Raw genomic sequence first — 26,068 nt, 5'->3', positions numbered from 1 at the left:
TGTCGACGTGGTGTCGACGGCGCGTCGACGAGCCGTTTCGCCTGCGTGGCCGCGGCCCACGCCAGGGTGTGTACGGGTGCCTGGCCTCGCGCGCGGCCGGTGATGCGATCAGCGCGGCGAGAGCGACACCTTCTCCGCGACCGTGTCCGGAAGGTCGGTGATCTGGTTCAGTACCGCGCGCAGGTCCTCATCACCGACCGTGCTCTCGCCGGCCAGGCAGTGTCGCAGCAGTCGGTGCAGGGCCTGCTGGCAGTGCTCGTGTCCCATCCCGTTGAGGGCTTGGCGCCGGGCGAACGCCTTGACGAGCCCGAGGAAGTGGTAGTCACCGTTCGCGCCGGTCTCCACCACATGAGCGTCGACGAGGGCTTCCATGACCGCGGTGGCTTCGTTGACCGGCAGATCGAGCACTGCCGCTGCCATGGCGGGGTCCAGCCGGCCGCAGTCGGGCACGGCGGCGAGGTGGAAGGCGTCGCGGTGGAAGGCGTCCATGCGGGCCTGGGCGTCACGGAACGGCTTGTCGACGATCTTGCAGTCTTCGTGCATGACGACCGGCTGGCGCAGATCGTCCTCGAGCTGGGCCAGGATCTGGTCGATCGTCCAGGACGGTCGGGCGTCCAACCGGGCGGCCGCCACATGCACCGAGAGCGGCTGGTAGGAGCAGGCCTGCACCAGGCGGCTGGCCGCTTCCCGCTCCGCGAACACCCGCCGGGTCCCGGAGATGGCGGCGAGCAGTTGCAGCGCGTCCTCGGGCTGGAGAACGCCCAGACGCAGCCAGGGGATGCCGGGCAGGTCGATGATGCGGCGCGGGCTGGTCATGATGACGGCACAGCCCGGGGCGGCCGGCAGCAGGGGGCGCACCTGCTCACCGCTGGTTGCCGCGTCCAGGACGATCAGCAAGCGGCGCCCGGACACCGACGTACGCCACAGCGCGGCACGTTCGTCGAGGGATGCCGGCAGCCGCGACACCCCGATGGCGCGCAAGAACTGGCCGAGCACCTCCATCGGGCCGACCGGATCCCTGAAACCGCCGAGGTCGGCGAAAACCTGCCCGTCGGGGAACAGGTGGCGCTGGGTGTGCGCGAGGTGCACGGCGAGCGCGGTCTTGCCCATCCCGCCCAGGCCGGTGATGCCGACGACCGGAGCGTGTGCGGCGTCACGCAGCACTGAGCCCAGTTCCCCGATCTCTGCCCGGCGTCCCGTGAACACCCCGGAATCCGGCGGGAGTTGGGCCGGAACCGGCGCGCTGGCCGAGGCCGGCTCACGGTCTGCAAGGGCGGGCGACTCGTCGTCCTCGTGCAGGACACGGCTGTGCAGGGAGCGAAGGGCGGGCCCGGGATCCACGCCCAGTTCCTCGCGCAGAAGCTGCCGTGTGTGCTGATAGGCGGCCAGCGCCTCGGCTCGGCGGCCGGCCTGGAACAACGACAGCATGAGCTGTTCGTGCAGGCGTTCCCGCAGAGGGTGCTCCATGAGGGCTGCCCGGATCTCGGACGTCAGACCCGGATGCCCTCCGGCCTCCAGCTCCAGGTCGAACACTTCCTCCAGGGCGGCCAGCCTCAGCTCCTCCAGCCGGTCACGCTCCAGCTCGAAGAAGCGGCCCCGGACACCCGACAGCGCCGGGCCCTGCCAGGTGCCGAGGGCCTGGCGCAGGAGATCGGCGGCACGCGCCGAGGCGCCGGCGCCGCGCGCCGTGTGAGCCTGCGCGATCAGCTCGCGGAACCTGCTCAGGTCGACCTGCCCGTCACGAACCGTGAGACGGTAACCGCTGCCGGTCGACTCGATGGTCGCGACGTCGCCGAGGATCGGCCGCAGACGATAGACGTACGTGCGGATGGTGCCCCGAGCGCCTCGCGGCCCTTCCTCGCCCCACAGAGCGTCGAGGATCGCCTCGGTCTCCACCGAGCGCCCTTCGCGCAGAAGGAGCAGCGCGAGCAGTCCGCGTTGCTGTGGGGAGCCGAGGTCGATCTCCTCGTCCCGCCGCCATGCACGGACAGGACCGAGAATTGCAAGACGCATCACGCGACCGATTATTAACCGGTCTCGCACCGGGTTGCACACGAGCGGCCGCGGCTCCCGGCGGCCGACCCCGCACGCGGTGGCGTGGCTCCAGAGCCCGGACCGCGCTCCGAAGCCGACTGCGAGCGCTCCGCGGTCTCGCCTGCGCAGCCACCTGGCACACCTCGGCCGGTGACCTCGATCATCCGAGATTTCCGGCAGGGTGAAGCAGAGGCGAGACCGCCGGGTGGGCAAGCCGGGATGACCCCTCTTGCCCACCCGGATGTGATGGTGTCCGACCCGGACCCGCCGGGGCCGTCAACGGTTTCACCCCGGCACCCCGGGCGATGCGTCGACACTCCTCGTAGTCGCAGCCGGCTCCAACGCCTGCGCAGGGCGGACACCACGGACGGGTGCAGGCCCGTGAGCCGGTCACGCAGCGTCGGAGGCGAGCGCTTCCTTCACGGCGGTGAGGCCGGCGGCGTGCTCGACGACGGGCCGGTAGCCCAGTTCGGCCACGGCCTTGTCGGTGCGCAGCGTGCACGACTGTCCGACGAACCACCGGGCGGGGACCGGCACCACACGGGCGGCGGTGTCGGCGTCCATGTCCGGGATGGGCGTGTCGACGCCGTAGAGCGAGAAGAGCGTCTCCAGGAAGTCCCGCAGGACGACTCGGTGCTGGTCGGTCACGAAGTACGCCTGACCCGGCCGGCCGTGCTGCCATCCGCGTACCAATCCCTCGACGGCGTTATCCACGTACGTCACGTCGGTGGTGTGCCGGCCGCCCTCGATCCAGGCGAACTGCCCGGCCCTGGCCGCAGCCGCCAGGCCCTCGGTCAGACTGCTTTCGGGACCCCAGACGAACCGCGGCCGTACGGAGACGGTGGTGAAGCCCGGCACGTCGGCATCCAGCACAACCTTCTCGGCGATGGCCTTCACCGCGCAGTAGGCGGCTTCGGAGTCCGGCCGCAGCGGTGCGGTCTCGTCCACGTCCAGCAGCGGTTCGCCGGCCAGGAGCGCGGACTCGCTGCCGCAGTTGACGAAGGTGGCGACCCCCGCGGCACGAGCTGCGTCCACGGCCGCCCGAGTGCCGCCGACCGTCACCTGCTCCTGGCGCTCGCGGTCGGCGGTGATGTCCGTCTCGGCGGCAAGGTGGAAGAGCACCTCGCTGCCCGCCACCGCGTCCTGCCATCCGGCCGGCTCCGTCAACTCGCCCCGCACCGGCTCCGCGCCGAGGGCCGCGACCTTGTCGGCCGACGCTTCACTGCGGACCAGTGCGCGGACCGTGTGGCCGTCTCCGACAAGTCGACGGATCAGGGCCCGACCGATGAAACCCGAACCACCCGTGACGAATGCCTGCGCCATGGGAATCTCCATTCCTCGCGTGTGACGCTTCCGCCCGCTGTGGGCGGTAAGCCATGTGAGGTGCAGCGATCAGGGCCTGACCGATGTTCCCTCAAAGTCATTCATGTCTCGACGGCTTACCAAAGAAGATATGGATGGCTGTAGCGCGTCGTCACGGGCTTCGGGTTCGTTGGGAGGACGGGCGGTGGTGGCCGGCCAGACCTGGACGCGATCGAGGCATGCCTTGCCGCCGTGGTCGAGGGACGTGTGAGCCGGGATGCAGCTGACCGGTGGGCCGGACGCTGGGTTGTCGACGACACGCTTGAGTGGGACGAACTGTCCTGGTGGGCGCTGGGGCTCCTGTACGGGATCGATCTGCGGGTGGGACCCGTGGAGCCGTACGTGCACGACGACACGCAGGTACGGGGATGGCTGGAGGAACTACGGCGGCGCCGCGCCGGCTGACGCACCGCGAAGGCTGACCGGAAGAGGACGAGCCCGAAGTCGTCTTGTGCAGGGACGAGTTCGGGCCGTTCAACCTGACGCCCCACCCTGGCCGGCAATGGGCCGGACGCGGCGGCAGGCACAAGGACACAAGGGCCCCGACCGCGAACCACGCCGCAGGCGGCGGGCGACCTACAAACGCTCCGCGGAGTACGACACCTGTTCGCCGCCCTTGACCTGGCCAAGGACACCGGGTCGAAGCAGCCAACGAGCAACGACGCGAGGTCTCACCAGGACGAACGTTGCCTGATGCGGTACTGGCGGGCGTGCGGCAGCGTCCTGGGCGGACGGCGTCACTGTGCCGCCTTAAGTGCCGTGCGGGCGGCGACAGCGAGGAGGACGAGGGCGATTCCGGTGGCCATCGCACCCATCCAGATGGGTGAGGTGTAGCCGAGGCCGGACGTGATCATGAGTCCGCCGATCCATGAGCCGAGGGCGTTGCCGACGTTCACCGCCGCGATCGGGGCGCCGGACGCGATCGCCCCGGCGGCGCGCGCGTGTCGCATCACCTTCTGCTGATAGCCCGGCGCGGCGGCGAAGCCGAACATGCCCATCAGGCCCAGCGCGATCACTGCTACGACCGCATGGCCGGCGAACGATCCGAGGACGATCTGCACGGCCAACAGACCCAGCAGCGACCCTGCCAGCGTGGCGTCCAGGCTGCGGTCGACCAGCCGGCCGCCCAGCGCGTTGCCGACCATGAGACCGATGCCGAAGAGCACGAGCAGCCACGGAACAGCGCTGGTGGGGTAACCCGAGACCTTCGTGAGCGTCAGCGCGGCATAGGTGAAGGCGCCGAACATGCCGCCGAACCCGAACGTCGCGATGCCCATCGCCAGTAGAGCCTGCCGGTCGAGGAGGTGTCGCAGATCGGAGAGCGAACTCGTGGGCGCGGACGCCACGTGGGGAACGACCGCGAGGATGGCAAGGGTCGCGAGGACCGCGAGGGCCACGATGACGCCGAAGACGGCCCGCCACCCGAGATGCTGTCCGAGCACGGTGCCCAGCGGTACACCGAGCACATTCGCGAACGTCAGGCCGGCCAGCATGGTGGCGATGGCCCGCCCTTGATTGCGTGCGTCGGCGAGGCTGACGGCGACGACGATGCCCACGCCGAGGAACGCCCCGTTGGTCGCCCCGGCGATGATCCGTCCCAGGAGGACGACCGTGAAGTCTGGTCCCAGCGCGCTGAGGAGGTTGCCGATGACGAAGATGACGCCGAGCCGCACGAGGGCCGACTTGGGCGGAATACGGCTGAGGGCCGTGGTCAGGACGAGGGCGCCCACGATGATGCCCACCGCGTAAGCCGTCACCAGAATGCCCGCGCTGCCGTCACTCACCGACAGATCACCGGCGATGTCCGGCAGGAGGCCGGCAATCACGAACTCCGCGAGGCCGACGGCGAAACTGGCCAGAGCGAGTGCATACAGCGCGGGGTGTGTCCTGGGGGCCCGGGTGATCGCCTCGCGGGTTGTCTCAGATGGGGTGTGCTGAAGTGTCATGGCGAGCAGAACCGTCAGGCCTCACCTCAGGATTCCTTATTCACGGGTGCTGACCCATTCAAAGTGTTGAGGTCAGCAACTTCCGGCTTTCATAAGCGCAGCTCAGAGGCTCGCACGAGTCATCCCTGGAGAGAGGCGACAGCCCTTCTCCGGATTCACGGCCGCAGGGCAGAGCGTCAGTGATCACTCGCCCGCGACCCCGGCTTCTGCGTCGAGCTGCGTCTGCACGCTGCGGGGAACCCGCACTCCGCGACGGCGCAGCCCTGAGATGAACCGCGCGACGAGCGGATCGGGTCCGGCGGAGGTCACCGCCATCAGGTGTCTGGTCCACCGTGGTGAGAAGGGCCGGACCGCGCCCGGAAAGCCCGCAGTGACCGCGCTCACCGGACAGACCGCGACGCCCAGCCCGGCGGCGGCGAGCTGGGGTGCCGCGACAGTGACGGACGTCCGCATGACCGCCTCCGGCTGGACCCCGGCCCGGGCGAACGACTGGTCGAGCCAGGCGCCGAGGGCGTTGTCCGCCGTGAAGTGCACGAGCGGCGCGCCATCAAGGTCCTGGATCCGCAGTGCGGCCCGCTGTGCCAGAGGGTGGTCGGTGGGCGCCGCCAGCACGATCTCCTCCTCGGCGACGGCAGTGACATGGAAGCGGTCGGACGGAGGGTCCGGCAGCACCACGACGTCAAGATCGTCGGACTCGATCAGCCTCAGCGCCTCGTCCATGACGGTGAGTTCACGCAGAGCGATGGTCACTTCCGGGTGGCGCCGGCGCCAGTCGCGAAGCACGGGGGCGAGCAAGGCGACGGTCAGGCTCTGCGCACAACCGATGCGCAGCGACCCGCCCCCGGCCTCTCCCACCGCGCGCGCCGACCGTACGGCAGCGCTAGCCGCCTCGACCGCCCGCCGGGCGTCCGCGACCGCGACCCGCCCCGCGGCGGTGAGCCTGACCCCCCGCGCCTCGCGACGCAGCAGGGCCGTGCGGGTCTCACGCTCCAGTGAGGCGATCTGATGGGAAACGGCGGGTTGCGAGGAGTGCAGCAGCAGTGCGGCCTGAGTGATCGATCCTGTGTCCGCGACAGCGACGAGGCATTCCAGCGCGCGAAAAGACGGCATTCATGAATTCTATGCCAGCTGCGTGAAGTATCAGTGCTTCGACGGGGGATGTCATGACCGTCAAGGCGGTCGGCCGACACGTTGATACTTGTCAGCGCCAGTGACCGCACAGCAACGCCGATCCGGGCGGAGGCCCCATGCCACTACAGATGAAGTTGGCCGCGATAACTCTCGACTGCCCCGATCCGCCGGCTTTGGCGGCGTTCTATCAGGAGGCCACTGGTCTTGAGCTGCATCCGAAGTCGGACGCCGGCTTCGCGGGCCTCAACGGTGAGCACGGACTCTTGCTCGGGTTTCAGCGGGTCGACGACTACCGGGCTCCGACCTGGCCCGACCAGATCGTTCCCCAGCAGTTGCACATCTGCTTCGCAGTCGAAGAGGACTTGGCCGTGGCCGAGGCCCGGCTCCTGGAGCTGGGTGCGGGCAAGCCGGATCACCAGCCGCACGGGGACAAGGGGCGGGTCCTCACCGATCCGGTGGGGCATCCCTTCTGCATCGTCACGCGCTGATCAGGCCGTCGACCGATGCGAGGTCACCGTCTGCCGGCTCCGTATGGCGGACCGGCAGCCACCGGTGGGGATCACTGAACGCTGAGCACGTGGCCGACCTCCTCAAGGACCGACCGCCGACCACGACCGCCCCGACCCGACCCGCCCCTGAGCACAATTCCAACCACACCGCGGCTGTCCGTGCCGTCTGCGATGATCCCGCCTGGTCCGCGGACACCACGGTAGGAGGGTTCATGTCCTTCGGCTTCAAGACGTCATGGCTCGCGGTGCGCGACGCCGGGCCGGAAGAGGTCGCCGATGCCCTCGACCTGCGGCACCGGCAGCCCGTCGACTGGACAACCGGCACCGAACTCGCCTACCGGCAAGGGGTCTTCGTGGCCAGCCCCGTCCCTGAGTGGACCCTCGCCCACGGCAGGATCCATCTGACGCACGAGACCGACCCCACGCGCCCGGACTTTCCCACCTAGCTGCGGACACTGGCCGCGCGCCTCGGGGACCTCCAGTACTTCGGCACCGACCGTGTCAGCGAGTACCACGCGTGGGCCAAGGTCGAAGCCGGTGAACTGACCCGCGCCTACTGCTACATCGGGATGAGCGGTGAAGTTCCTCTGCGTCTCGGAGAGCCCACTGCCGTCGAAAGGCGGCTCGGCGTGGGGCTGGTCGGGCGCGAAGAGGTCCGGCAGGACTGGGGGGACGCCGAATGCGACGCCTGGCACGACGCCATGCCGACCGAACACGACGTGATGCGCATCGCCGCCGACTGGAGCATCTGCCCACCACTGATCGAGGACGGCTCCGTCACCGCCCTCGGAGTCCACGGACTCCCACCAGGCGTCGAGCCTGGCGGCGCACCCTGACGGCTTGAAGCCCCCTGAGGGGCGCCTTCCCCGCCACCCCTGGCGGCGGCGACAGCGCTCTGCCGGGCAGGCCGTCCCACCTCACGACCCCGCCTGAACGTCCCCCCGCGTCGAGGACGCGATGGCGTCCCGGTGGGCGAAGTCGCCCGGGGGGATGCCCGGGTGGTGTCCCAGCCGGTCGGCCGGTGCGGTAGCCGTGGGGCCGAGGGTGAGCCGGGAGACGATCCGGTAGCGGTCACCGCGGTAGACGGAGTGGACGTATTCGACGGGCTGGCCCCTGGTGTCGGAGGTGAGCCGCTCGAAGAGCAGCGCCGGGGACAGCTCGGGGACGTCGAGGAGTTCCGCTTCGGCACGGGTGACGACGGTCGGCTCGATCGCCTGCACCGCCTCCCGGACGTGCACGCCGTGCTGCCGGCGCAGGTGCTCGTAGAGGTCGCCGGCCTCCAGTTCCTCCGCGGACAGCGCGGGGACCAGCTCGGCCTTGATGTGCAGGTGCTCGATGGCCATCGGGGCGCCGTCGACCAGGCGCAGCCGCGCGACGTACACGATCTCGGCGGCGGGTGAGATCCGCAGCTTGCGGCCCACGCGCGCGCCGGCCGGAATGGTGACGAACTCCAGCAGGCGGCTCGACCAGGCCCCCGCGGCCTGGGGCACGGTCATGGACTGCTCGGCGGAGACGAGTTCCTGAGTGATCTTCTCGGGTGCGACGAACATGCCCCGCCCGTGTTCGCGCACCAGCAGGCCCGCGGCGACGAGTTCGTCCACCGCCGCGCGCAGGGTCGGGCGGGACACTTCCAGCTGGGCGCACAGAGCACGCTCGGAGGGGATCGCGTCCCCGGGGCGGTGGGACTCCACAAGGTCGAGGAGGAAGTCGCGGACCCGCTCGCGCTTGAGCACCGCACCAGGTGCGTCGGCCTTCATGCGTTCCCCCTCGACCTGAGCCCTGAGCCCTGCCCCCTCAGCCCCGAGCCGTCTGCCCTGTGTCGTCAGCCCCGGCGCTCAGCCCTCGGCCTGACCAGTTGACCAGTGGTAAGGCAGTACCTTCTCCGTCTCAGCCACCGAAGTGTAGCCGCAGACCAGCAGAGATCGTCAGCGTATTGGCTGCCCTTCCCGGCAAAACCCTTGTCTGCCACGGGGGTTGACGACGCAATTGGTCTATGCCACCTTCTTCCTCACCTCAACAGGCGAACTGACCAGTGCACCTCACTGGTCAGATGGCCAGACCCAGACGGTGTCCCCCGGAGGTGAAACCGTGCAGCTCCCCCCACCCCGCCGGCTCCGGCTCAGATACCTCGCCCAGCCGCTGTCCCTCCGGCACTCACACCGGGCCCTCGCAGAAGGCCCACACCGCTCCCGCACACGCCGTTCGTCCGCCTGATACACCGCCGCAGCACCCGTTCCTCCGGCTCGCGGGCCGGCGCAGTCAGGAGCCGACCCGCACACCCCGGCCGCCCCGTCTTGGAGGCGACGCATGCCCGCCCTGATCCCCCGCCCCACCACGGCCGCCTTCCCACCCGGCCACTTCACGCTCGACCACCACACCGCCGTCCGCCTCGGCGCAGGCACCGAACCGGCCGCCGACCTGCTGCGCTCCCTTCTCGCCCCGGCCACCGGGTTGCCTCTGCGTCCCTCCCCCGACGGGCCCGTCACCCTCGCCCTCGATCCCACGCACGGCCGACTCGGCGACGAGGGATACGCGCTCACCGTGACCCCCGACGCGGTAGTGCTGCGAGCCGCACACCCCACCGGTCTGCTGCGCGGCATCCAGACGATCCGTCAACTCCTGCCCGCGCAGGCCCTGTCCGGGACCCCGCAGACCGATACCGCGTGGACGCTGCCCTGCGCCGACATCATCGACGTCCCCCACCACCCCTGGCGCGGCGCGATGCTCGACGTGGCCCGCCACTTCCAGCCCGTGTCCTATCTGCGCCGCTACGTCGACCTGCTGGCGCTGCACAAGATCAGCGTGTTCCACCTGCACCTCACCGACGACCAGGGGTGGCGCATGCCGGTCGCCGCCTACCCCAAGCTCACCGAGATCGGCGGCCACCGCGCCGAGACCCAGCGAGGCCCGGCCGGGACCGGCTCGTACGACGGCACCCCGCACGGCGGGTCCTACACCCGGTCCGAACTCGCCGACCTGGTCCGGTACGCGGCCGCCCGCGGAGTCACCGTCCTCCCGGAACTGGAGATGCCCGGCCACGTGCGGGCCGCGCTCGCCGCCTATCCCGCACTCGGCAACCACCCCGAGCGCACCCTCGACGTCTGGACGCGCTGGGGCGTGTGCGACACCGTTCTCGGTGTCCACGACGAAGCCCTCGACTTCTGCCGCACCGTCCTCGACGAGGTCATGGACGTCTTCCCCTCGCCGTACATCCACATCGGCGGCGAGGAGTGCCCCACCGCCGAGTGGACCCACAGCGCCACCGCGCGGCAACGCGTGGCGGCGGAAGGCCTGGTGAACGCTCAGGCACTGCACGGCTGGTTCCTCGGAGAGATCGGCGACTTCCTCGTCCGCAACGGACGGCGCCCGGTCGCGTGGTCCGAGCCCGGCGCCGAACTGCCCCTGGACTTCACCGTGATGACCTGGCGCGACGCCGCCCACACACTGGCGGCCGCCCGCCGCGGCCACCCCGTGGTCAACGCGTACCACCGGGCCACCTATCTCGACTACGCCCGCTCCGACGACCCCCATGAGCCGCCCGCCCAGCCCGGAGCCGCCGTGGACCTGCGCACCGTCCACGCCCACGACCCCGTCCCGGCGGAGGCGGACGCCGAGGCGGCCGGGCGGGTGCTCGGCACGCAGGCACAGCTGTGGACCGAGTTCGTCACCACCCCCGCGCACATCGAGTACCTGACCTACCCGCGCCTGTGTGCCCTCGCCGACCGCGGCTGGAGCGGGCCGACCGACTGGACCGACTTCGAGTCCCGTCTCGGCGACCACACCGCCCGGCTCGACGCGCTCGGCATCCCGCACCACCCCTGACGCACGCCCTGTCCCGTTCCGGGAATCACCCCCACCTTTCTGGAGGGAACGACGATGAGATCCACAACGAACCGGCTGCGCGCCACAGCGGCCGCCGCCATCGCGGTCGGCATGGGCGCCGCCGCGCTCACCGCACTCCCGGCCACCGCGAACGCGGCCGCCGACGGCCTGAGCGTCCAGTACCGGACCAGCGCCTCCGGGGCCCGCGCGGACCAGGCGGAACCCTGGTTCAAGGTCAAGAACACCGGCACCGACAGCGTGTCCCTGCAAGGCGTCAAGCTCCGCTACTACTTCAAGGCGGACTCGGCGAACGCGACCTACCGCTTCGCCTGTTCCTGGGCCGTCAAGGGCTGCGCCAACATCACGGGCACCTTCGGTACTCTCGCCAACCCCACCGCCACGGCGGACCGTTACCTGGAGATCGGCTTCACCTCCGGAGCCGGCTCCCTGGCGCCCGGCGCCGACACCGGTGACATGCAACTGCGCTTCTACCAGTCGACGTGGGCACCGCTGAACCAGAGCGACGACTACTCCTTCGGCGCCTCCCAGACCTCGTACGCCGACTGGTCCAAGGTCACGGCCCAACTGGCCGGCACCACCCTGTGGGGCCAGGCCCCCGCGGGCAACGACCCGACGAACCCGCCCACGGACCCGCCCACCGACCCTCCGACCGGCGGCGCCACGCTGTTCGACGACTTCAACTACACCAGCCACACCGACCCGAGGATCTCGGCGAACGGCTGGAGCGTGCGCTCCAACTCCGGTGGCCCCGGTGTCTCCGGCGCCACCTGGGCTCCCGAGAACATCACCTTCTCCGCCGCCGGCGGCAACTCCATCATGAACCTGGAGACCTCGACCGCCGGCACCGGAGCGAGCACCGAGCAGACCGAGATCCTCACCAAGTCGATGAAGTTCAAGAACGGGACCTACGCGGCCCGCGTCAGGTTCAACGACGCACCCAAGTCCGGGCCGGACGGCGACCACCTCGTCCAGACCTTCTTCACCATCAACGACCTCAAGGCCCCCCTGGCGGACGACTACGCCGAGTACGACTTCGAGTACCTGCCCAACGGCGGCTGGGGCGAGCCGTCCAACATCCTCTACACCACGTCCTGGGAGACCTACCAGGCCGATCCCTGGGTGGCGGTCAACCAGCACAGCGAGAGCCGCCAGAGCTACACCGGCTGGCACGACCTGGTGCTGACCATCGACAACAGCAGCATCAAGTACTACGTCGACGGCCGGCTCTTCGGCACCCATGACGCCGCGTACCTGCCCGAACGGCCCATGTCCATCAACTTCAACCAGTGGCTGATCGACTTCGGCGGCCTGACCAGCAGCACCCCGCGCGCCTACGACGAGCAGGTCGACTACGTACTGCACGTCAAGGACCAGGTCCTCACACCGGCACAGGTCGCCTCCAAGGTGGCGGCGTACCGCAGCGCGGGCACGACGTTCCACGACGACGTCCCCGCCGGCTGACCTCTCTTCCCCACGGTGCCGGGGCCCGGCGGATCGCCGGCTCCGGCACCCTCAGCTCGGTTGTACCTCTCGGTCGGACGCGGGCCACACATAGGGAAGGTCGTCGGGTACGCCGGGAAACAGCTCGCGGTACACCTCCGGGTCCTTGCGGACCAGCGCCGCGCGATGACTCTCGTGGAAGGCCTCGTCGCCGTGCCACGGCGGCAGCTCGTCCGCGGCCGCCAGAGCCGACTGGTCGCGGACCGGGGCGCCGGGACGCAAGGCCGCCAGCCCGGCCACCAGCGAGGCGGCGCAGCTGTCCTGATGCCCCTGTTCGCGCCAGACCCGGCAGATCTCCAGGCCGTACCGTACGAGTGCCTCCTCGTATCCCACCCACATCCGTACGGCCGGATGCCGGCGCCAGCCGTATCCCGGCACCGTCAGGCCGCGCAGGACCTGCAGAGCCTCGACCCGCTGCTTGCCCAGTCGGCGCCGGTCCAGCAGCAGGGCGGTCCGGTGGAAGTCCGGATGGGGCAGGAAGGTCTGCATCCGGCCCGCTCACTTCTTCCGCAGCGCGGACGGCTTGTGGACCGCCGTGTTGCCGGACTTGTCGCTGCGCACCTCGTACTGCGGTTCGTCCGGTGACGCGTCCACGGTGCGTCCCGCGGCCTCGGTGCGCCGGGTGACCTTGCGGACGACCTTGCCCTCGGCGGTGCTGCCGTGGCTCTTCCAGGTGACCTCGTCGCCCTGCGTGAGCTTCTTGCTCCGGCTCTTGCCCTTCGCCTTCTTGGTCATCGCGGTTCCTCCGTTACGTGGTGGCTCGCGGCTGGGAGGTGCAGGCGGCGCGCATGACCCTTCCGCACGTCTGGATGCGCGTCATGATGCGCGTCATGACCATTGCTTCGGCACAGAAGTGCTGCTCGGATGCGGTCACTCTCCTCGCCCCAGCCTTTCCTGCCGTGACCCGTCGCCGGCCTCCTTCTCCGGCCGGTTCGGCCGCGCCCGTGGCGCATCACCCGCCGTGAGATGTTCGAGGACCTCGACAAGCTCCTGGCAGGCTCGTTCCACCGAGCGTCGCGTGTTGCGCTGCTCGGTGATCACGGCGGAGAGCAGCAGGGCGGTGAGGGCGATGGTGCCGTTGAACGCCTGGAGTTTGATCATCACCTCGACGCGGGTCAGGCCTTCGAAAGGGCCTGCTTCCTCCGTTGCGGCGGCGGTGGCGATGATGGACGTGACGAGGGCGCAGAGCATGCTGCCGATGAGCTGGAAGCGGAGGGCGGCCCAGATCAGCAGGGGGTAGATGAGGAACAGCACGCTGAGACTGCTGTGGGTGACCAGCGGCACGACGCCGCAGGTGACGGCGACCAGTGCGGTGGCTTCCGGCCAGCGTGACAGGCGCGGTGGCCATCGTGCCTCGTACAGCCACAGCAGAAGCGGCGTGACGATCAGAACGCCCATCGCGTCGCCCACCCACCACGCCAGCCACACCCCCCAGAAGCTGTGGGTGTGCAGCCGGTCGGCGAGCACGAGCATGCCGACGCCCACCGTGGCGCTGATCAGCATGCCGGTCAGGGCCCCGAGGAACACCAGGGCCAGGCCGTCCCGCAACCGGCTCAGATCGGTTCGGAAGCCCACCGCCCGCAGCATGAGGTACGCGCAGACGGGCGCGGCCGTGTTGCCGGCCAGGTTGCCGAGGACCTCGGGCTTGAGCGAGGTGAGGTGGACGATGACGAGGAGGACGCCGAGCGCGATGCCGGGCCAGACACGCAGCCCGAAGATCAGCAGGCCGGCCACCGCGACTCCGGTCGGTGGCCAGATGGGGGTGAACACCGCGCCTTCGACGGCGAGGTTCCACAGGAGTCCGAGCCGTCCGGCGACGTAGTAACAGCCGGTGACGGTCAGAGTCTGGAGGGCGAAGACGCCGTTCCGGCGCAGATTCTCGTTACCCACCACACCAGCCATCAGACACCCGGGTCGGCGTTCCGGCGAGGCGGGAGGGGGCGTGTGCCGCCCTACGGCTGAGTCTGGGCCCCTTCGTAGCCGACGACGAGAACGGCGGCGTCGTCCTCGTGTCCCACCTGGTCCGCGCCCCGCATCACGGCGGTGGCGAGCGCTCCGGCGTCCATGCCGGCCACGGCGGCGATGCCGGCGAGTCGTACCACCTGGTCCAGGCCCTGGCCGACCTCCATGGACGGCCCCTCCACCACGCCGTCCGTGAGCAGGACGAGCACGCCACCCGTGGTGAGCCGGTAACAGGTGACGGGGTAGGTCACGCCGGCCGCGACACCCAGCGGCGGGCCGCCCTCGTCACTGCCGACCCCGCTCTTCCCGTCCGCCGTCGCCCAGACGAAGGGGATGTGCCCGGCGCGTGCGCTCTCCAGCACCCCGGTTGCCGGGTCGAGGCGCAGGAAGGTGCACGTGGCGAACAGATCCGTGCCCAGGGACAGGAGGAGGTCGTTCGTCCGCGCGAGGACCTCGCCGGGTTCACTCGTCACGGAGGCGAGGGCGCGCAGGCCGACGCGTACCTGCCCCATGAAGGCGGCGGCCTCGATGTTGTGGCCCTGGACGTCCCCGATGGACAGCCCGATCCGGCCGTCCGGCAGGTGGAAGGCGTCGTACCAGTCCCCGCCCACGTTGAGGCCGTGACAGGCCGGTGCGTAGCGTACGGCCAGGTGGTAGCGGGGTGCCGTGGGCATCTCCGCGGGCAGCATGTCGCGCTGCAGGGCGATGGCCAGTTCGACCTGGGAGCGCTGCAGCTCCGCGTACTCACGCGCCCGCGAGGTCAGCGAGCTGAGTCTGGCCAGCAGCTCGTCGCCGTCGTATGCGGGGCTCTTGCGGGACATGCGCCACTCCGAAGGATGTTCATCCTTTTTGGGGCACTAGCCCAAAATCATCCATATCGCATGGTAACGGAACTTCCGGGAGCGTTCAGCCGCGACGAGTCCGCCGAGGATGCCGGCCGCCCCTTGCCGGGAGTGGACGCATGGCGCCAGGCTTCGACCCTGTGACGGCATCACGAACGGGGGCTCGCGATGAACGATGACATGTTCTCCAGCGGTTGGGACGTCCTTGACGCCTCCCACGAAGCACTGCGCACGGCGGTCCGCGCCGTCCCGGCCGACGGCTGGGACCTTCCGACACCCTCCACGGAGTGGACCGTCGCCCAAGTCCTTCAGCACGCCGTCGGCGACCAGATCGGCTTCGCCGCCGCGCTCACCGGCGAACCCGGCCCCGGCTTCGACCCGTTCGCCCCGTCGGGCGAGATGGAGGGGGTGGACCCGACGGCGTTCCTGGGGGACGCCCTGGCACGAGCGGCCAAGGCATGGGCGGGGGTCGACCGGGACGCCACCGAGGTGCCCACTCCGGTGCCGCCGCACAAGATGTCCCCGTGGTCCGGGTCGGCAGCGTGCGGGCTGGACGCGGCGGTCCACGCCTGGGACATCGCCCTGGCGACGGGCGGGCCGTCGCCGCTCACGCCGGAGCTGGCCCGTCCCCTCCTCAAGGTCGCCAGGGAGATCGTCGAGCCGCTGCGTTCCTACGGCGCGTACGCCGCGGCCCTGGATCCTCAGCAAGGCGACGACGACGAGGCGCTACTCCTGCGCTATCTCGGCCGCGACCCTCACTGGAGCGCCTCTTGAGGCGATGACAGGGCCTCGGGACACATCAGTACGGCGGCCGGCAGATCCGCTCCGCGCCGAAGGGCCCGGTCATTTCGACTGAAACGGAATTGATGGCCAAAGGCTCCGCCGCCGTGAATACTCGCTCCTGCCCCGGGGAGAACCGGGTCAGCGGTTTGCACATTGTTGATCAAGGAGTCCACGTGCCTCGACCCAAGCACGCAGTCGCCGTCGTGCTCACGACCGTCGCCGCCCTCACCGCCCTCGCCCCGCAGGCCGTGGCCGCACCCATGCCCTGGGAGACCAGCAGGACTCCCTCAGTCACCCCACACCACATCAAGTCGACGCCGACCGACAACGCGGGCACCCTCACCGTGCTGTGCGTGGGGGGCTGTTACCAGTAAGCGACCCCCGCCGGGCTTCACCGGCCTCGGTCATGCGGTTCCGGCGAGCGACGACCGGTGCTTGCATAGGGGCAACGGAAGTTCGCCCGTGCTCGGGGAGGTCTTCGTGGGGATCAGGTCCGTGCGGCACCCGCACCGTGTTGCTGTCATCGGAGTGGGCATCCTCGGAGCCTCCGTGGGCTGGAACCTGTCCCGGCAAGGCGCCGAAGTGATCCTCATCGACGCGGGCCGGCCGGGCGAAGGCGTCACCGACTGGTCCTTCTCGTGGGTCAACGCCAGCAACAAGACGGTTCGCAAGTCCTACTTCGACCTGAACGTCGCCGGGTTGGCGGCCCACCGCGAACTCGCCGGGATCATCGGGCCGGACTCGTGGTGGTATCCCAGCGGCCACCTGCGTTGGTCGGACGATCCCGCAGCACGGGCGAAGGTCCTGGAGACAGCCGAACTGCTGACTGACTGGGGGTACCGGGTCGAGGTCTGCACGGGCGCCGAGGTGCGCCGACGCCTGGAGCCCGACGTCCCGATTCCCGGCGACGTTCCGGTCCTGTTCTACCCGGACGAAGCCTGGGTGCACGGACGTCGTCTCGTCGGCCGCCTGGTGGACCGGGCTGTTGCGTCCGGCGCCGAGCTCCGGTCCGGCAGAGCGGTCCGTGACATCCGCACCGGTGGCGACGGGAGCGTCCGGACAGTTGTTCTCTCCGACGGCAACCGTCTCGACGTGGACATCGTCGTGAACGCGGCGGGCCCCGGTGCCTCCCACGTCGCCGGGCTCCTCGCCCGGCACTTGCCGATGCGCCGCGAACCCGGCGTCATCACCCGGATCGACTGTGCTCCGGTCCCTGTCCGCCGCCCCCTGCACGCGCCCCGCATCGAGATCCGTCCCGACGGGGACACCTCGATGGTCCTTCACAGCCGCGAGACCGACGCACTCATCGACACCGGCGAGGACCCGGCGCAGCTCGGTCGGCGACTGCATGAGCTGGCCCGTCGGGTCGTACCGGAGCTGAGCAGTTCCCGCATCGCGCGGACACGAGTGGCGCAGCGGCCGATCCCCGCCGACGGATTCCCCTCGGTGGGAGCGGTGCCGTCCGTGCCGGGTTACTACGAGGCCGTCTCCCACAGCGGCATCACGCTCGGGCCGGTCATCGGCCGACTGCTCGCATCGGAGATCCTCAGCGGGAACAGAGACGAGCTGCTGGCGGACTTCCGCCCGGAGCGGTTCCCCGCGTGACGGTCGGGTGAGCGCGACCAGGGCGGCCCGCGGCTCGCCGTCCCCGGGGAGTGCGGCCCCATGGGGTTTTCCCGTCACCCCACAGCGTGGCCGATGAGTTTGCGGCTCCCGGCCGGTCCAAGCTCGTGACACCCCAGGAAAGGACACCGCCATGTCGGAGCTTCTCGTCGACTTCATCACCTCCCTCGACGGCTACGCGTCAGGAGAGGGGTGGCCCGGGTTCTGGGGCCTCGAGGGACCGGAGTACCTCGCGTGGCTCGGCGAGCAGCCCAAGGCCACCTACCTCATGGGAGCGAACACCTACCGCCTGATGTCGGGCTTCGCCGCGGGCGAGGTCCCGGAGGGCCAGGACGAGTTCCGGCCCGAGGAGGAGGCGTCCGTCGACGAGCTCACGCAAGCGTCCAAGGTGGTGTTCTCCTCCACTCTCGAGGAGCCACTGACTTGGGCCAACTGCACGCTCGTCCGCGACGACGCCGTCGAGGCGGTCCGCGCCATGAAGTCGGGTGGCACGGGACTCCTCAGCACGATCGGCAGCCTCAGCCTGTGCCGGTCCCTGCTGCGGGCCGGACTCGTCGACCGCTTCCGGGTCGTGATGTTCCCGGTGATCACCGGTGCCACGGGCCAGGAACGCATCTACGACGGCTATCCGGACGTGGCCCTCGAGATGACCGAGCACCGCACCTTCGACGGCCGCATCCAGCTGGTCGAGTACAAGCCCCGGGTCCTCGAGCACCCGCCGCTCGGCGCCCCCGCGTGACACCGACCCGTCCGCCGGCCGCGGTGGGCTCGGCCGACCCGTTCGTGCGGGCCGGCCGCGAGCGGCCCTTCACCGCCGGACCGCCGGGCTGAGGAGTGAGGAGCTGCCCGGGGCGGCCCGCCGCTGCGTCGGCAGATCACCGCTGAGCAGGGCGGCACCCAGCGGGGTGAGGGTGTGGACGACATGGGTGCCGTCGCGCCGGCTGTGCGCGAGGTCCACCTCCCGCAGGGCGGCCACGTGCTCGCTGGCCGACGGAGCCGAGATGCCCAGACGGCGGGCGATCTCACCGGTGGTCGCGGTGGTGTCCAGGCAGGCCAGTACCCGGGCCCGGGTCCGGCCGAGCAGGGTGGCCAGGGCCTCGGCGCGCCGGTCGCGGGTGACCTCCGGCGCCCAGGTCGCGGGATGGGCGACGGGGTAGGCGAGGACCTGCGGCAGGGTGGGGTCGGCCAGGGCGATAGGTGTGTTCCAGCAGAAGTGCGACGGGATCAGCCGGACACCTCGTCCGCCGAGGTGCAGATCGCGGTCCACCGGATAGCGCACGTGCAGCACGGGAGGGCGCCAGACCATCAGCGGACGGAAGGAGTTCAGCAGTCCGTGGACACCGCGATCGCGCAGCGTGCGCGTGCGCAGGGCCCGGTCGGCCTCGGTGGTCCTGTCCGTCCCGGCCCAGTCCGGCGCCACGATGGTGCGGTGCACCAAGCGGAACGCCGTGGCGACCTCCTCCATCAACGTCCGGTCGCCCGCGCCCAGTTCGTGCGCCCAGCGCGGCAGGCTGTGGACGCCGGCCATCCGGTCCAGTTCCTTGCGCAGCCGTGACCGGGGAGTGGCGCGCAGTTCCTCCACCGCGGCCTCCAGGCCGTCGGCCGAGGCGCCGGGTGTCAGGAAATCGGGCCAGTAGCTCGCCGACGCCGGGGCGAGGACGGAGAGCATTCTCGCCGGTCCTCCCAGTCCCTTCGCGGCCAGTCCGGCCCGCGCGGTGCGCCGCCAGTGGGCGAAGACGGGCAGGCCTTGTCTCGGCGTGCTCATGTGGTGCAGGCTCAGCAGCGTCTCCCACACCGGGTCCGGTTCCCGAGCCAGGTGGACGCGCGCCAGGTCCGCGGCTGTGAAGTGAATGCGCAGCATCGTCTCTCCCCCGATTGCCCTTGCTGCTCCGACCGTGCCGGTGGTCATTCCGGGCGGTGCGGTAGTTGTCCAGAGTGGCATGGAGAAGATCCGTCCAACGGTGCGCGGGCGATGAGAATATGGGGCCCGATCGATGCAGGGGCCGCTATGGCCGCAGGTTAAGGACGTGCGCGGTGCCTGATCCGGAGGGAACGGCGGAGCCGAGCCTGCACCAGCTGCGGCTCTTCCTGGCGCTGGGCGAGGACCTGCACTTCGGCAGGGCCGCCGCCCGGTTGCACATAACCCAGCCGACGCTGAGCCGCCAGGTCCAGGAGCTGGAGAAGCGGCTGGGCGTTCCGCTGTTCACACGCGACAGCCGCAGCGTCACGCTCACCGACGCGGGCCGCGCGCTGGCCGCAGAGGCGCGGGCGACCGTGGAGGCGATGGACCGGCTGCGGGTCCGCGCCGGCCAGTGGGCCCGCACACTGTCCGCGCACGTGGTGGTCGGGACGGTCGGCGCGGAGGCCGCCATGCCCTACACCCACGCGGTCCTCGAGCACCTGCGCACACTGCATCCGGCACTCACCGTGGAGATCCGCACGCTCGGCTTCGCCGAGCATCTGACCCGGTTGCTCTCCGGCGACATCGATGTCGCCTTCCTCCGGCCGCCCGTGCCCGAGGGCGTCGAAGTGCTGGAACTGGCCACCGAGCCGCGCATAGCCTGCCTGTCCGCCGACGACCCGCTGGCACGACGGTCCGAGATCTCCCTCGCCGACCTCCGCGACCGGGTCTTCGTGGACGTACCCCCTGAAGTGCCCCGCGTGTGGTGGGACTTCTGGGCCGTGGACCCGCGGCCGGACGGCAGGCGGGTGCGCTACGGCCCCGTGGTGTCCGACATGGAGGGGCTGCTGCACACGGTCGCCACGGGACAGGGCATGTGCTTCCTGCCGGCGGCGGCCCGCGGCCTCTTCCCACGCCCGGGGGTGCGCTACGTCGACGTGGTGGATCTGTCCCCGACGGTGTCGGCGCTCGGCTGGCCGGCCGAGCACCGTGACCGTCCGACGGTGCGGGCCGTGCGTGAGGCCGCGACCGCCGCGATGTCCGCGGCCCGCCGGCAGGACCCGCCGTCCCCCTGAGCCGCTCTGCGGAAGGGGCACCGATTGCGGTGTGCTCGCACGACGACGGGGCGCCCCAAGCGGGCGCCCCGTCGCGGTGCGGTCGTCGCCGGTCAGTCGGCCGGTGTCAGGGCGACCTCGGCGCTGCCCGACAGGGACGGCAGGCCGTCCGGGGGCGTGTCGGTGTAGGAGGCGTTGAAGACCGCCTTGAGGTTGTCCGAACCGGAGTGACCGCCGTCCACGAACGTCTTGAACGATCCGGAGCAGCCGTTGCTCGTCGACAGCGGGTGACCGTGCGAGTCGTGGCCGAGGATGAACGAGACGGTGACCTTGGCGCAGTCCACCGGCTGGTCGTCGGTGACGGTGACCTGCCAGGTGACCGTGTCACCCCAGTGGAACGGGGTGCCGCCGTGCGGGGCCGGGTCGGTGGTGAGGGAGACGACCGGTGCCTTGTTGCCGACGACGACGGGGACGGACGCGGACGCCGAACGCCCGGTGCTGTCGGTGACCTTCAGGGTGGCGTCGTAGACGGCGTTCTCGGTGAACGTGTGCGTCGGGTTCGCCTCCCTGGAGTCGACCGTGCCGTTCGCGTCGAAGTCCCAGGCGTAGCGCAGGGCGTCGCCGTCGGCGTCCGTCGTGCCGGCGCTGGAGAACCGGACGGTCAGCGGGCTGGTGCCGTTGACCACGTCCGCGGCGACCTTGGGCTCCGGGGTGCGGTTGCCCCGGGTGAAGTCGATGCGGGAGAGCTGGGCCTCGGGCAGCTCCGCGAAGTAGCCGGTGCCGTACTCCAGGACGTACAGCGCGCCGTCCGGGCCGAACTCGGCGTCGATCGGGCCGTCCGTCTTGATCGTGGGGACGGCGTCCTCGATCTTGAGGACCTGGTTCTGCTTGCCGAGGGTGATGGCCTTCATCTGGTCACGGGTCCACTCGTAGAAGAGCGGCTTGCCGTCGAAGTACTGGGGCCAGCGGTTCTGGGCCTTGTTGCGCTTGTCGTACTGGTACACCGGGCCGCCCATGGGGCCGATGCCGCCCGTGCCGAGCTCCGGGAACTCCGCCGAGGCCCCGTAGCCGTACACGATCTCCGCGTCCTCGACCGGGGGCAGCACGCTGCGGCCGGTGTTGTGGCGCGAGTCGTTGACGGGCTTGGCGCAGTCGAAGGCGCCGCTCGACTTCTGGGTGGCGAAGTCGTAGTCCTGGTACGGCATGTCCTGTGTCACGCAGTACGGCCAGCCGTAGTTGGCGGGGCGGTCGATGACCATCCAGCGTCCGTGGCCGGCGGGGCCGCGGCCCGGGTTGGCGGTGTTGGCGTCGGGCGAGTAGTCGCCGACGTAGACCTCGCCGGTCTTGTCGTCGACCCCGAAGCGGAACGGGTTGCGCAGGCCCATGGCGTAGATCTCGGGGCGGGTCTTCGGGGTGCCCGGCGCGAAGAGGTTGCCGCGCGGTATCTGGTACCCGCCGCCGGGCTTGACCTGGATGCGCAGGACCTTGCCGCGCAGGTCGTTGGTGTTGCCCGCAGTGCGCCGCGCGTCGTAGGCCGGGTTGCGGTCGGGGCGGTCGTCGAGCGGGGCGTAGCCGTCGGAGGAGAACGGGTTGGAGTCGTCGCCGGTCGACAGGAAGAGGGTGCCCTTGCGGTCGAAGTCGATCTTGCCGCCGACGTGACAGCAGATGCCGCGGTCCGCCGGTACGTCGATGACCTTCTGCTCGGTGGCGAAGTCGAGCTTGTTGCCCACCAGCTTGAACCGCGACAGCCGGGTGACGCCCTTGTACTTGGCGAAGTCCGCGTCCGTGCCGAACTGCGGTGCGTCCCCTTCGTTGACCCCCGGGGTGGCCGGGTCGTCCATGGGGGTGTCGAGGCGGGGCGAGTAGTAGAGGTACACCCAGTGGTTCTTGGCGAAGCCGGGGTCGACGGCGATGCCCTGGACGCCTTCCTCGTCGTGCTGGTAGAGCCCCGCGGGGCTCTTCTTCATGTCGGCAGCGAGGAAGTTCACACCGCTCTTGGGGTCGTGGATGCGGACCTCTCCGGTGCGCGCCGTGTGCAGCACCCGGCGGTCGGGGAGGACGGCGAGGGCCATGGGCTCGCCCGGGCGGTCGTTGAGGGTCACCTTCTGGAAGTTCGCCGAGGCCGGCGGTGCGGGGTCCGGTTTGGCGGCCTGCGCCGGGGAGAGGGGCAGGAGCCCGACGGCTCCGGCCAGGGTGGCGGCCCCCAGGAGGGTGACGATCCGTCTGTTGCGCACTCAGAACTCCTTCGGTCTGGTCGGCGGCCGCGCAGAGGGTCCGCGGCCGCCGGCCGCTGCAGGGTGGAGGCGGGTCGAGAGCCGGACGTGCTCAGTACGTCGGGCAGTGGAGCGTGCCGGTGGGAAGGCCGAGTGACGTCACGTCAGCGGCGGGCACGCAGGGCCGCGAGGTTCTGGTAGCCGATGCGGGCGAAGTCCAGGGACTGGCCGGGCACGGTCGTGCTGGGCGCGTTGTCCTGCTCGACCATCGGGTTGCGGTAGTTCTTCGCCCCCACCCGGGTGAAGAAGCGCCGGTAGTCGATGTCGCCCGTGCCGAACGGCACCATGTCGTAGCCCATCCCGCTCTGCGGGTTGACCACGCCGTCCTTGGCGTGGAAGAGCGGGAACCGGGTGCTGTTGCGCTCGACGAGTGCGGCCGGGTCGAAGACGCGCTCGCGCTGCGAGCCGTCATGGGCGGTGTACGTGTGGAACTTGTACTGGGCCACGTGCGCCCAGAAGACGTCCAGCTCCAGGTAGACGCTCTTGCGGTCGGTCACCTTCAGGAAGTACTCCAGCTTGCGGATGCCGGAGCTGCGGGTCGGCCGGCCCTGCGCGTCGAGCGGGCCGCCGTCGAGCAGGAAGTCGTAGGCGCTGTCGTGGTTGTGGGTGTAGAGCTTGATGCCCTCGCGGCGCGCGATGGCGCCCAGCGTGTTCCACTTCTCGGCGGCCACGTCCCAGTCGGCCCGGTAGGGGGTGTTGGTGGGGTCGGCGCCGGTGCCCATGTGGTCCATGCCGATGATGTTGGCGATCTCCAGCCAACGCTTGAAGGTGTCCCGGTCGGCCGGGGTCAGCGGCCAGGACGGCGGGATGTAGCCGTGGCTGCCCTGCGCCCGCAGCCCGTACTCGTCGAGCCAGGAGCGCAGCAGCTTCGCGCCCTGGACCGTGCCCAGATCGGCGCCGCCGGGCGCGTTGGCGTGCTGGCCGTAGCCGGCGAACTCCACCTGCCGGTAGCCGAAGCGCGACAACTGCCTGAACACCTCGCGGAAGCCGGACGGCAGGTCGGAGGCGAGCGGGTCGCGGCCGATGGCGTCCCGGACGGTGTAGAGGATGATGCCGCGCTTGTGCGGAGGGACCAGCGCGGAACGGCCGTGGTCGTGGCCGGCGGCCTGTGATCTGTCCTGGGCCAGCGCGGGCGCGGCGCCGAAGACGGGGGCCGCGATCGCCGCCCCGGTGACGGCCGTGCACGTGCTGAGGAAGCGGCGGCGGCTGACGCCGAGTGCGCGGCGCAGGGTGTCGCCGGTGACGGCTTCGTCGTTGAACGCGGTCACAGTGGTTCTCGCTTTCGTCGTCGCGGTGCTGCGGGTGCCTTGCGGCTCTCGCCTCCGGCCGGGCCGGTGAGCCGCAGGGGAAGGAACTTCACTTCGGTGGCCGCTGCACGGCCGGATACTGCGCGGGGGGTGGGCAACTGGACGAGCGGACGGTCGTCGCTCGTGGGGAAGCGGCCGTGGCTGCCGCGAACGGAGGACGGATCGAGGTGGAGGTCGTCGCGGGCCGCTCAGGTGCGACGCCCGTGCCGCACCAGCGCGCGGGCCCTCGGTGCCGGCCCCCGGCGCGGTCACAGGGTAGGGAGCAGATCACCGCGCCTCCCGCAGGCGGTCGGCGAACGACAGCAGTGCCGTGAACTGTTCCGACAGACCCGCCGGTCCCCCGTCGGGGTCCTTGAAGTAGAAGCCCAGCTCCGTGAGCGGTCCGGAGAGCCCCGCCTCGTGGGCGCGGGCGGTCAGGCGGGCCAGGTCCAGGACGAGGGGTGCGGCCAGGGCCGAGTCGCAGCCCTGCCAGGTGGTCTGGAGGGTCATGCGGGTGCCGAGGAAGCCGTCGAAGGCGATGTGGTCCCAGGCGGTCTTCCAGTCGCCGAGGGCGGGTACGTCGTCGATGTGCACCTCGCCCTGCGGTGTGTGCCCGAGGGTGTCGGCCAGGACGCGTTCCTTGCCGGCGTTCTTCGCCGCGGCCGCGGCCGGGTCGGCGAGGGACGCACCGTCGCCGCCGCCCAGCAGATTGGTGCCGGACCAGGCCCGGACCGTCAGGGCGCGCTGGACGAACATCGGGGCGAGCACGGCCCGCAACAAGGTCTGGCCGGTCTTGCCGTCGCGGCCCGCGTGCGGCAGTGCGCCGGCTGCGGCGGCCTCCGTGAGGGCAGGTGTGCGCAGTCCGGTGGAGGGCGTGAAGTTGACGTAGGGGCAGCCGGCTCGCACGGCGGCGGCCGCGTAGAGGGAGCTGGGAGGCAGGCGTACCGCGTCGGGCGCGGGCAGCGGCTCGGTGGAGGCGACGTTGACGACGACCACCCGTTCCAGGGCGTTGCGCACGCGGAACGAGGTGAGGTCGGCCGCGAAGTCCGCGATGAGTTCCTCGTCGCTGCGCGTGTCGCCCGGGGACGGGCCGCCGAACCGTATCTCCTCGTCCGCGGCCCGGAGTTCGGCGCGCACCGCGGGGACGAGCCCGTGCGGCAGGACACCCGCGTCGGTGAGGTGCTCGGCCCGCTTGGGCAGCGGACAGTGCGCGGTGTCGTGGCCGCCGAAGACCAACGAGGACAGGGGCGGCAGGCCGGTGCCGTCGAAGGGGGCGGTCTCGGTCACCATGCCGGTCGGCGGCCGCAGTCCGGCGGTGACCGCGGCGCATCCGGTGACGGCGGTCGTGGCCACCGACCCGCGGGCACCGACGAACCAGACGCCGGTGCGTGCGGTCGGCCCGCCGGTCCGGGGCTCCGATGCGTTGCCGTCGGTGTTCACGGGCTGCCTCCCTGCCATGTCGGTGTTCCGATGCGGTTGGCGGACGGTGGGCTGGGGCGCGAGGGGCTCCCGCCCGCCGTCGGCATGGGGACGGCTTTGACCGCGGCCCGGAGGTCTGCTCCGTGACGCGTGCGGTCGCGGCGTGCGAGGGGCGGCAGTGGGCCGCCGCCGGGAAGTGCGCGGTGCCTGAGGGTTCCTGGTCCTGCGCTGTGCGGGGTCGTCCTCTGTCGGTCGGGCGAACGAGGTTGCGCTGAACGAACCGGACGGGTCGTCAGTTTCCAGCCACTGTGTGGTTCCTGTGCACGAAGGGACCGTAACCCCGTTCGTCCGTGGCCGGAACCCCTTGCGCAGCGAAACGACGAACTTCTTCCAGGATCAGGACAAAGGTGAACGAGGGCAGCGCGGACCAGCCCGGCGACTTTCCGTCACGGTTTGTCAACACCGGGCCGGTTGGGGCCTCTTGCTGTCGGGGGCCTACCTGTCCTTGCCTGCGAAGGCGGCGTCGAAGGAGGCCGAGGGCGGGTCGAAGTCGAACTTCTTGAGCCGGTTCAGTGCCTCGGGTGCGCCCTGGAGGCGGTC

Annotated in this window: 24 protein-coding genes and 2 pseudogenes; 12 read left to right on the top strand and 14 right to left on the bottom strand. The window is 70.6% G+C overall.

Annotated features, from left to right (window positions below):
- Positions 1–108: 108 nt before the first annotated feature.
- Positions 109–2,013 (bottom strand): BTAD domain-containing putative transcriptional regulator, encoded by a 1,905-nt coding sequence (locus ACIQJT_RS33135; protein ID WP_402649511.1) that lies wholly within the window; start codon positions 2,011–2,013, stop codon positions 109–111.
- Positions 2,014–2,424: 411 nt separating this feature from the next.
- A complete protein-coding gene (locus tag ACIQJT_RS33130) occupies positions 2,425–3,357 on the bottom strand; it encodes an NAD-dependent epimerase/dehydratase family protein (RefSeq protein ID WP_402649510.1) in 933 nt (310 codons plus the stop codon).
- A 246-nt stretch (positions 3,358–3,603) separates the two neighbouring features.
- Here ACIQJT_RS33130 and ACIQJT_RS33125 point away from each other — a divergent pair, with 246 nt between their 5' ends.
- Together ACIQJT_RS33125 and ACIQJT_RS33120 are read left to right on the top strand one after the other, a co-directional pair.
- Positions 3,604–3,801 (top strand): hypothetical protein, encoded by a 198-nt coding sequence (locus ACIQJT_RS33125; RefSeq protein ID WP_402649509.1) that lies wholly within the window; start codon positions 3,604–3,606, stop codon positions 3,799–3,801.
- A 17-nt stretch (positions 3,802–3,818) separates the two neighbouring features.
- Positions 3,819–4,029 (top strand): annotated as a pseudogene (locus ACIQJT_RS33120) (IS630 family transposase); the annotation flags it as partial.
- A 104-nt stretch (positions 4,030–4,133) separates the two neighbouring features.
- On the opposite strand, the gene ACIQJT_RS33115 reads toward ACIQJT_RS33120, so the two are convergent.
- Complete coding sequence (locus ACIQJT_RS33115; RefSeq protein WP_402649508.1) at positions 4,134–5,342, bottom strand: MFS transporter; 1,209 nt, start codon at positions 5,340–5,342, stop codon at positions 4,134–4,136.
- A 183-nt stretch (positions 5,343–5,525) separates the two neighbouring features.
- Entirely contained in the window at positions 5,526–6,452 is a 927-nt protein-coding gene (locus ACIQJT_RS33110) for a LysR family transcriptional regulator (protein WP_402649507.1), read from the bottom strand.
- 137 nt (positions 6,453–6,589) lie between these two features.
- On the opposite strand from ACIQJT_RS33110, the gene ACIQJT_RS33105 reads away from it, so the two are divergent.
- The 3 genes from ACIQJT_RS33105 (at position 6,590) to ACIQJT_RS33095 (ending at position 7,818) form a co-directional block, all read left to right on the top strand.
- Positions 6,590–6,961: a VOC family protein gene (locus tag ACIQJT_RS33105; RefSeq protein WP_402649506.1), complete on the top strand. Its 372-nt coding sequence runs from the start codon at positions 6,590–6,592 to the stop codon at positions 6,959–6,961.
- A 233-nt stretch (positions 6,962–7,194) separates the two neighbouring features.
- Positions 7,195–7,428, top strand: a complete 234-nt coding sequence (locus ACIQJT_RS33100) for a hypothetical protein (RefSeq protein ID WP_402649505.1) — start codon at positions 7,195–7,197, stop codon at positions 7,426–7,428.
- A gap of 183 nt (positions 7,429–7,611) precedes the next feature.
- Positions 7,612–7,818, top strand: coding sequence for a hypothetical protein (locus tag ACIQJT_RS33095; protein ID WP_402649504.1), 207 nt, complete (start codon positions 7,612–7,614; stop codon positions 7,816–7,818).
- A gap of 81 nt (positions 7,819–7,899) precedes the next feature.
- Here the strand turns inward: ACIQJT_RS33095 and ACIQJT_RS33090 are convergent, their stop codons facing one another.
- Positions 7,900–8,739 carry a GntR family transcriptional regulator gene (locus tag ACIQJT_RS33090; protein WP_402649503.1) on the bottom strand — a complete coding sequence of 280 codons (840 nt, stop codon included), beginning with the start codon at positions 8,737–8,739 and terminating at the stop codon, positions 7,900–7,902.
- A 550-nt stretch (positions 8,740–9,289) separates the two neighbouring features.
- On the opposite strand from ACIQJT_RS33090, the gene ACIQJT_RS33085 reads away from it, so the two are divergent.
- Both ACIQJT_RS33085 and ACIQJT_RS33080 read left to right on the top strand, forming a co-directional pair.
- Positions 9,290–10,804 (top strand): beta-N-acetylhexosaminidase, encoded by a 1,515-nt coding sequence (locus ACIQJT_RS33085; RefSeq protein WP_402649502.1) that lies wholly within the window; start codon positions 9,290–9,292, stop codon positions 10,802–10,804.
- A gap of 54 nt (positions 10,805–10,858) precedes the next feature.
- Entirely contained in the window at positions 10,859–12,286 is a 1,428-nt protein-coding gene (locus tag ACIQJT_RS33080; RefSeq protein WP_402649501.1) for a cellulose binding domain-containing protein, read from the top strand.
- 51 nt (positions 12,287–12,337) lie between these two features.
- Here the strand turns inward: ACIQJT_RS33080 and ACIQJT_RS33075 are convergent, their stop codons facing one another.
- The 4 genes from ACIQJT_RS33075 to ACIQJT_RS33060 all read right to left on the bottom strand — a co-directional run bounded on the left by ACIQJT_RS33075 (position 12,338) and on the right by ACIQJT_RS33060 (position 15,108).
- Positions 12,338–12,814 carry an MSMEG_6728 family protein gene (locus tag ACIQJT_RS33075; protein ID WP_402649500.1) on the bottom strand — a complete coding sequence of 159 codons (477 nt, stop codon included), beginning with the start codon at positions 12,812–12,814 and terminating at the stop codon, positions 12,338–12,340.
- Positions 12,815–12,823: 9 nt separating this feature from the next.
- Positions 12,824–13,060 (bottom strand): DUF2945 domain-containing protein, encoded by a 237-nt coding sequence (locus ACIQJT_RS33070; protein WP_053849053.1) that lies wholly within the window; start codon positions 13,058–13,060, stop codon positions 12,824–12,826.
- 135 nt (positions 13,061–13,195) lie between these two features.
- Positions 13,196–14,227 (bottom strand): MASE1 domain-containing protein, encoded by a 1,032-nt coding sequence (locus ACIQJT_RS33065; RefSeq protein WP_402649499.1) that lies wholly within the window; start codon positions 14,225–14,227, stop codon positions 13,196–13,198.
- Between the two features lie 50 nt (positions 14,228–14,277).
- Complete coding sequence (locus ACIQJT_RS33060; RefSeq protein ID WP_402649498.1) at positions 14,278–15,108, bottom strand: PP2C family protein-serine/threonine phosphatase; 831 nt, start codon at positions 15,106–15,108, stop codon at positions 14,278–14,280.
- Between the two features lie 189 nt (positions 15,109–15,297).
- On the opposite strand from ACIQJT_RS33060, the gene ACIQJT_RS33055 reads away from it, so the two are divergent.
- From ACIQJT_RS33055 to ACIQJT_RS33040, 4 genes are all read left to right on the top strand, one after another.
- Positions 15,298–15,903: a TIGR03086 family metal-binding protein gene (locus tag ACIQJT_RS33055; RefSeq protein WP_402649497.1), complete on the top strand. Its 606-nt coding sequence runs from the start codon at positions 15,298–15,300 to the stop codon at positions 15,901–15,903.
- 182 nt (positions 15,904–16,085) lie between these two features.
- Entirely contained in the window at positions 16,086–16,286 is a 201-nt protein-coding gene (locus tag ACIQJT_RS33050; RefSeq protein WP_365460145.1) for a hypothetical protein, read from the top strand.
- A 106-nt stretch (positions 16,287–16,392) separates the two neighbouring features.
- On the top strand, positions 16,393–17,517 hold the full coding sequence (locus ACIQJT_RS33045) for an NAD(P)/FAD-dependent oxidoreductase (protein ID WP_402649496.1): 1,125 nt from the start codon (positions 16,393–16,395) through the stop codon (positions 17,515–17,517).
- Positions 17,518–17,668: 151 nt separating this feature from the next.
- Positions 17,669–18,274, top strand: coding sequence for a dihydrofolate reductase family protein (locus ACIQJT_RS33040; protein ID WP_365460148.1), 606 nt, complete (start codon positions 17,669–17,671; stop codon positions 18,272–18,274).
- Positions 18,275–18,343: 69 nt separating this feature from the next.
- On the opposite strand, the gene ACIQJT_RS33035 is transcribed toward ACIQJT_RS33040, so the two are convergent.
- Complete coding sequence (locus tag ACIQJT_RS33035) at positions 18,344–19,396, bottom strand: ArsR/SmtB family transcription factor (RefSeq protein ID WP_402649495.1); 1,053 nt, start codon at positions 19,394–19,396, stop codon at positions 18,344–18,346.
- A gap of 173 nt (positions 19,397–19,569) precedes the next feature.
- Here ACIQJT_RS33035 and ACIQJT_RS33030 point away from each other — a divergent pair, with 173 nt between their 5' ends.
- Positions 19,570–20,511, top strand: coding sequence for a LysR family transcriptional regulator (locus tag ACIQJT_RS33030; protein WP_402649494.1), 942 nt, complete (start codon positions 19,570–19,572; stop codon positions 20,509–20,511).
- Positions 20,512–20,603: 92 nt separating this feature from the next.
- On the opposite strand, the gene ACIQJT_RS33025 is transcribed toward ACIQJT_RS33030, so the two are convergent.
- From ACIQJT_RS33025 to ACIQJT_RS33010, 4 genes and pseudogenes are all read right to left on the bottom strand, one after another.
- On the bottom strand, positions 20,604–22,724 hold the full coding sequence (locus ACIQJT_RS33025; RefSeq protein WP_402649493.1) for a PQQ-dependent sugar dehydrogenase: 2,121 nt from the start codon (positions 22,722–22,724) through the stop codon (positions 20,604–20,606).
- A gap of 143 nt (positions 22,725–22,867) precedes the next feature.
- The gene (locus tag ACIQJT_RS33020) at positions 22,868–24,031 is read right to left on the bottom strand and encodes a sugar phosphate isomerase/epimerase family protein (RefSeq protein WP_402649492.1); all 1,164 of its coding nucleotides are present in this window, start codon (positions 24,029–24,031) and stop codon (positions 22,868–22,870) included.
- 306 nt (positions 24,032–24,337) lie between these two features.
- Positions 24,338–25,489, bottom strand: coding sequence for an inositol-3-phosphate synthase (locus tag ACIQJT_RS33015; protein ID WP_402649491.1), 1,152 nt, complete (start codon positions 25,487–25,489; stop codon positions 24,338–24,340).
- A gap of 474 nt (positions 25,490–25,963) precedes the next feature.
- Positions 25,964–26,068, bottom strand: a pseudogene (locus ACIQJT_RS33010) (sugar phosphate isomerase/epimerase); the annotation flags it as partial.

The sequence above is a fragment of the Streptomyces sp. NPDC091972 genome (genome assembly GCF_044756385.1).
GTDB lineage: Bacteria > Actinomycetota > Actinomycetes > Streptomycetales > Streptomycetaceae > Streptomyces.
The sequence above is the reverse complement of the archived record's forward strand: the minus strand, read 5'-3'. Positions and strand labels throughout refer to the sequence as shown.

Coding starts and splice junctions, on each gene's coding strand:
- ACIQJT_RS33135 (WP_402649511.1), bottom strand. CDS start 2,013: ATGCGTCTTGCAATTCTCGGTCCTGTCCGTGCATGGCGGCGGGACGAG.
- ACIQJT_RS33075 (WP_402649500.1), bottom strand. CDS start 12,814: ATGCAGACCTTCCTGCCCCATCCGGACTTCCACCGGACCGCCCTGCTG.
- ACIQJT_RS33060 (WP_402649498.1), bottom strand. CDS start 15,108: ATGTCCCGCAAGAGCCCCGCATACGACGGCGACGAGCTGCTGGCCAGA.
- ACIQJT_RS33090 (WP_402649503.1), bottom strand. CDS start 8,739: ATGAAGGCCGACGCACCTGGTGCGGTGCTCAAGCGCGAGCGGGTCCGC.
- ACIQJT_RS33105 (WP_402649506.1), top strand. CDS start 6,590: ATGCCACTACAGATGAAGTTGGCCGCGATAACTCTCGACTGCCCCGAT.
- ACIQJT_RS33035 (WP_402649495.1), bottom strand. CDS start 19,396: ATGCTGCGCATTCACTTCACAGCCGCGGACCTGGCGCGCGTCCACCTG.
- ACIQJT_RS33110 (WP_402649507.1), bottom strand. CDS start 6,452: ATGCCGTCTTTTCGCGCGCTGGAATGCCTCGTCGCTGTCGCGGACACA.
- ACIQJT_RS33040 (WP_365460148.1), top strand. CDS start 17,669: ATGTCGGAGCTTCTCGTCGACTTCATCACCTCCCTCGACGGCTACGCG.
- ACIQJT_RS33080 (WP_402649501.1), top strand. CDS start 10,859: ATGAGATCCACAACGAACCGGCTGCGCGCCACAGCGGCCGCCGCCATC.
- ACIQJT_RS33115 (WP_402649508.1), bottom strand. CDS start 5,342: ATGACACTTCAGCACACCCCATCTGAGACAACCCGCGAGGCGATCACC.
- ACIQJT_RS33100 (WP_402649505.1), top strand. CDS start 7,195: ATGTCCTTCGGCTTCAAGACGTCATGGCTCGCGGTGCGCGACGCCGGG.
- ACIQJT_RS33130 (WP_402649510.1), bottom strand. CDS start 3,357: ATGGCGCAGGCATTCGTCACGGGTGGTTCGGGTTTCATCGGTCGGGCC.
- ACIQJT_RS33085 (WP_402649502.1), top strand. CDS start 9,290: ATGCCCGCCCTGATCCCCCGCCCCACCACGGCCGCCTTCCCACCCGGC.
- ACIQJT_RS33055 (WP_402649497.1), top strand. CDS start 15,298: ATGAACGATGACATGTTCTCCAGCGGTTGGGACGTCCTTGACGCCTCC.
- ACIQJT_RS33065 (WP_402649499.1), bottom strand. CDS start 14,227: ATGGCTGGTGTGGTGGGTAACGAGAATCTGCGCCGGAACGGCGTCTTC.
- ACIQJT_RS33070 (WP_053849053.1), bottom strand. CDS start 13,060: ATGACCAAGAAGGCGAAGGGCAAGAGCCGGAGCAAGAAGCTCACGCAG.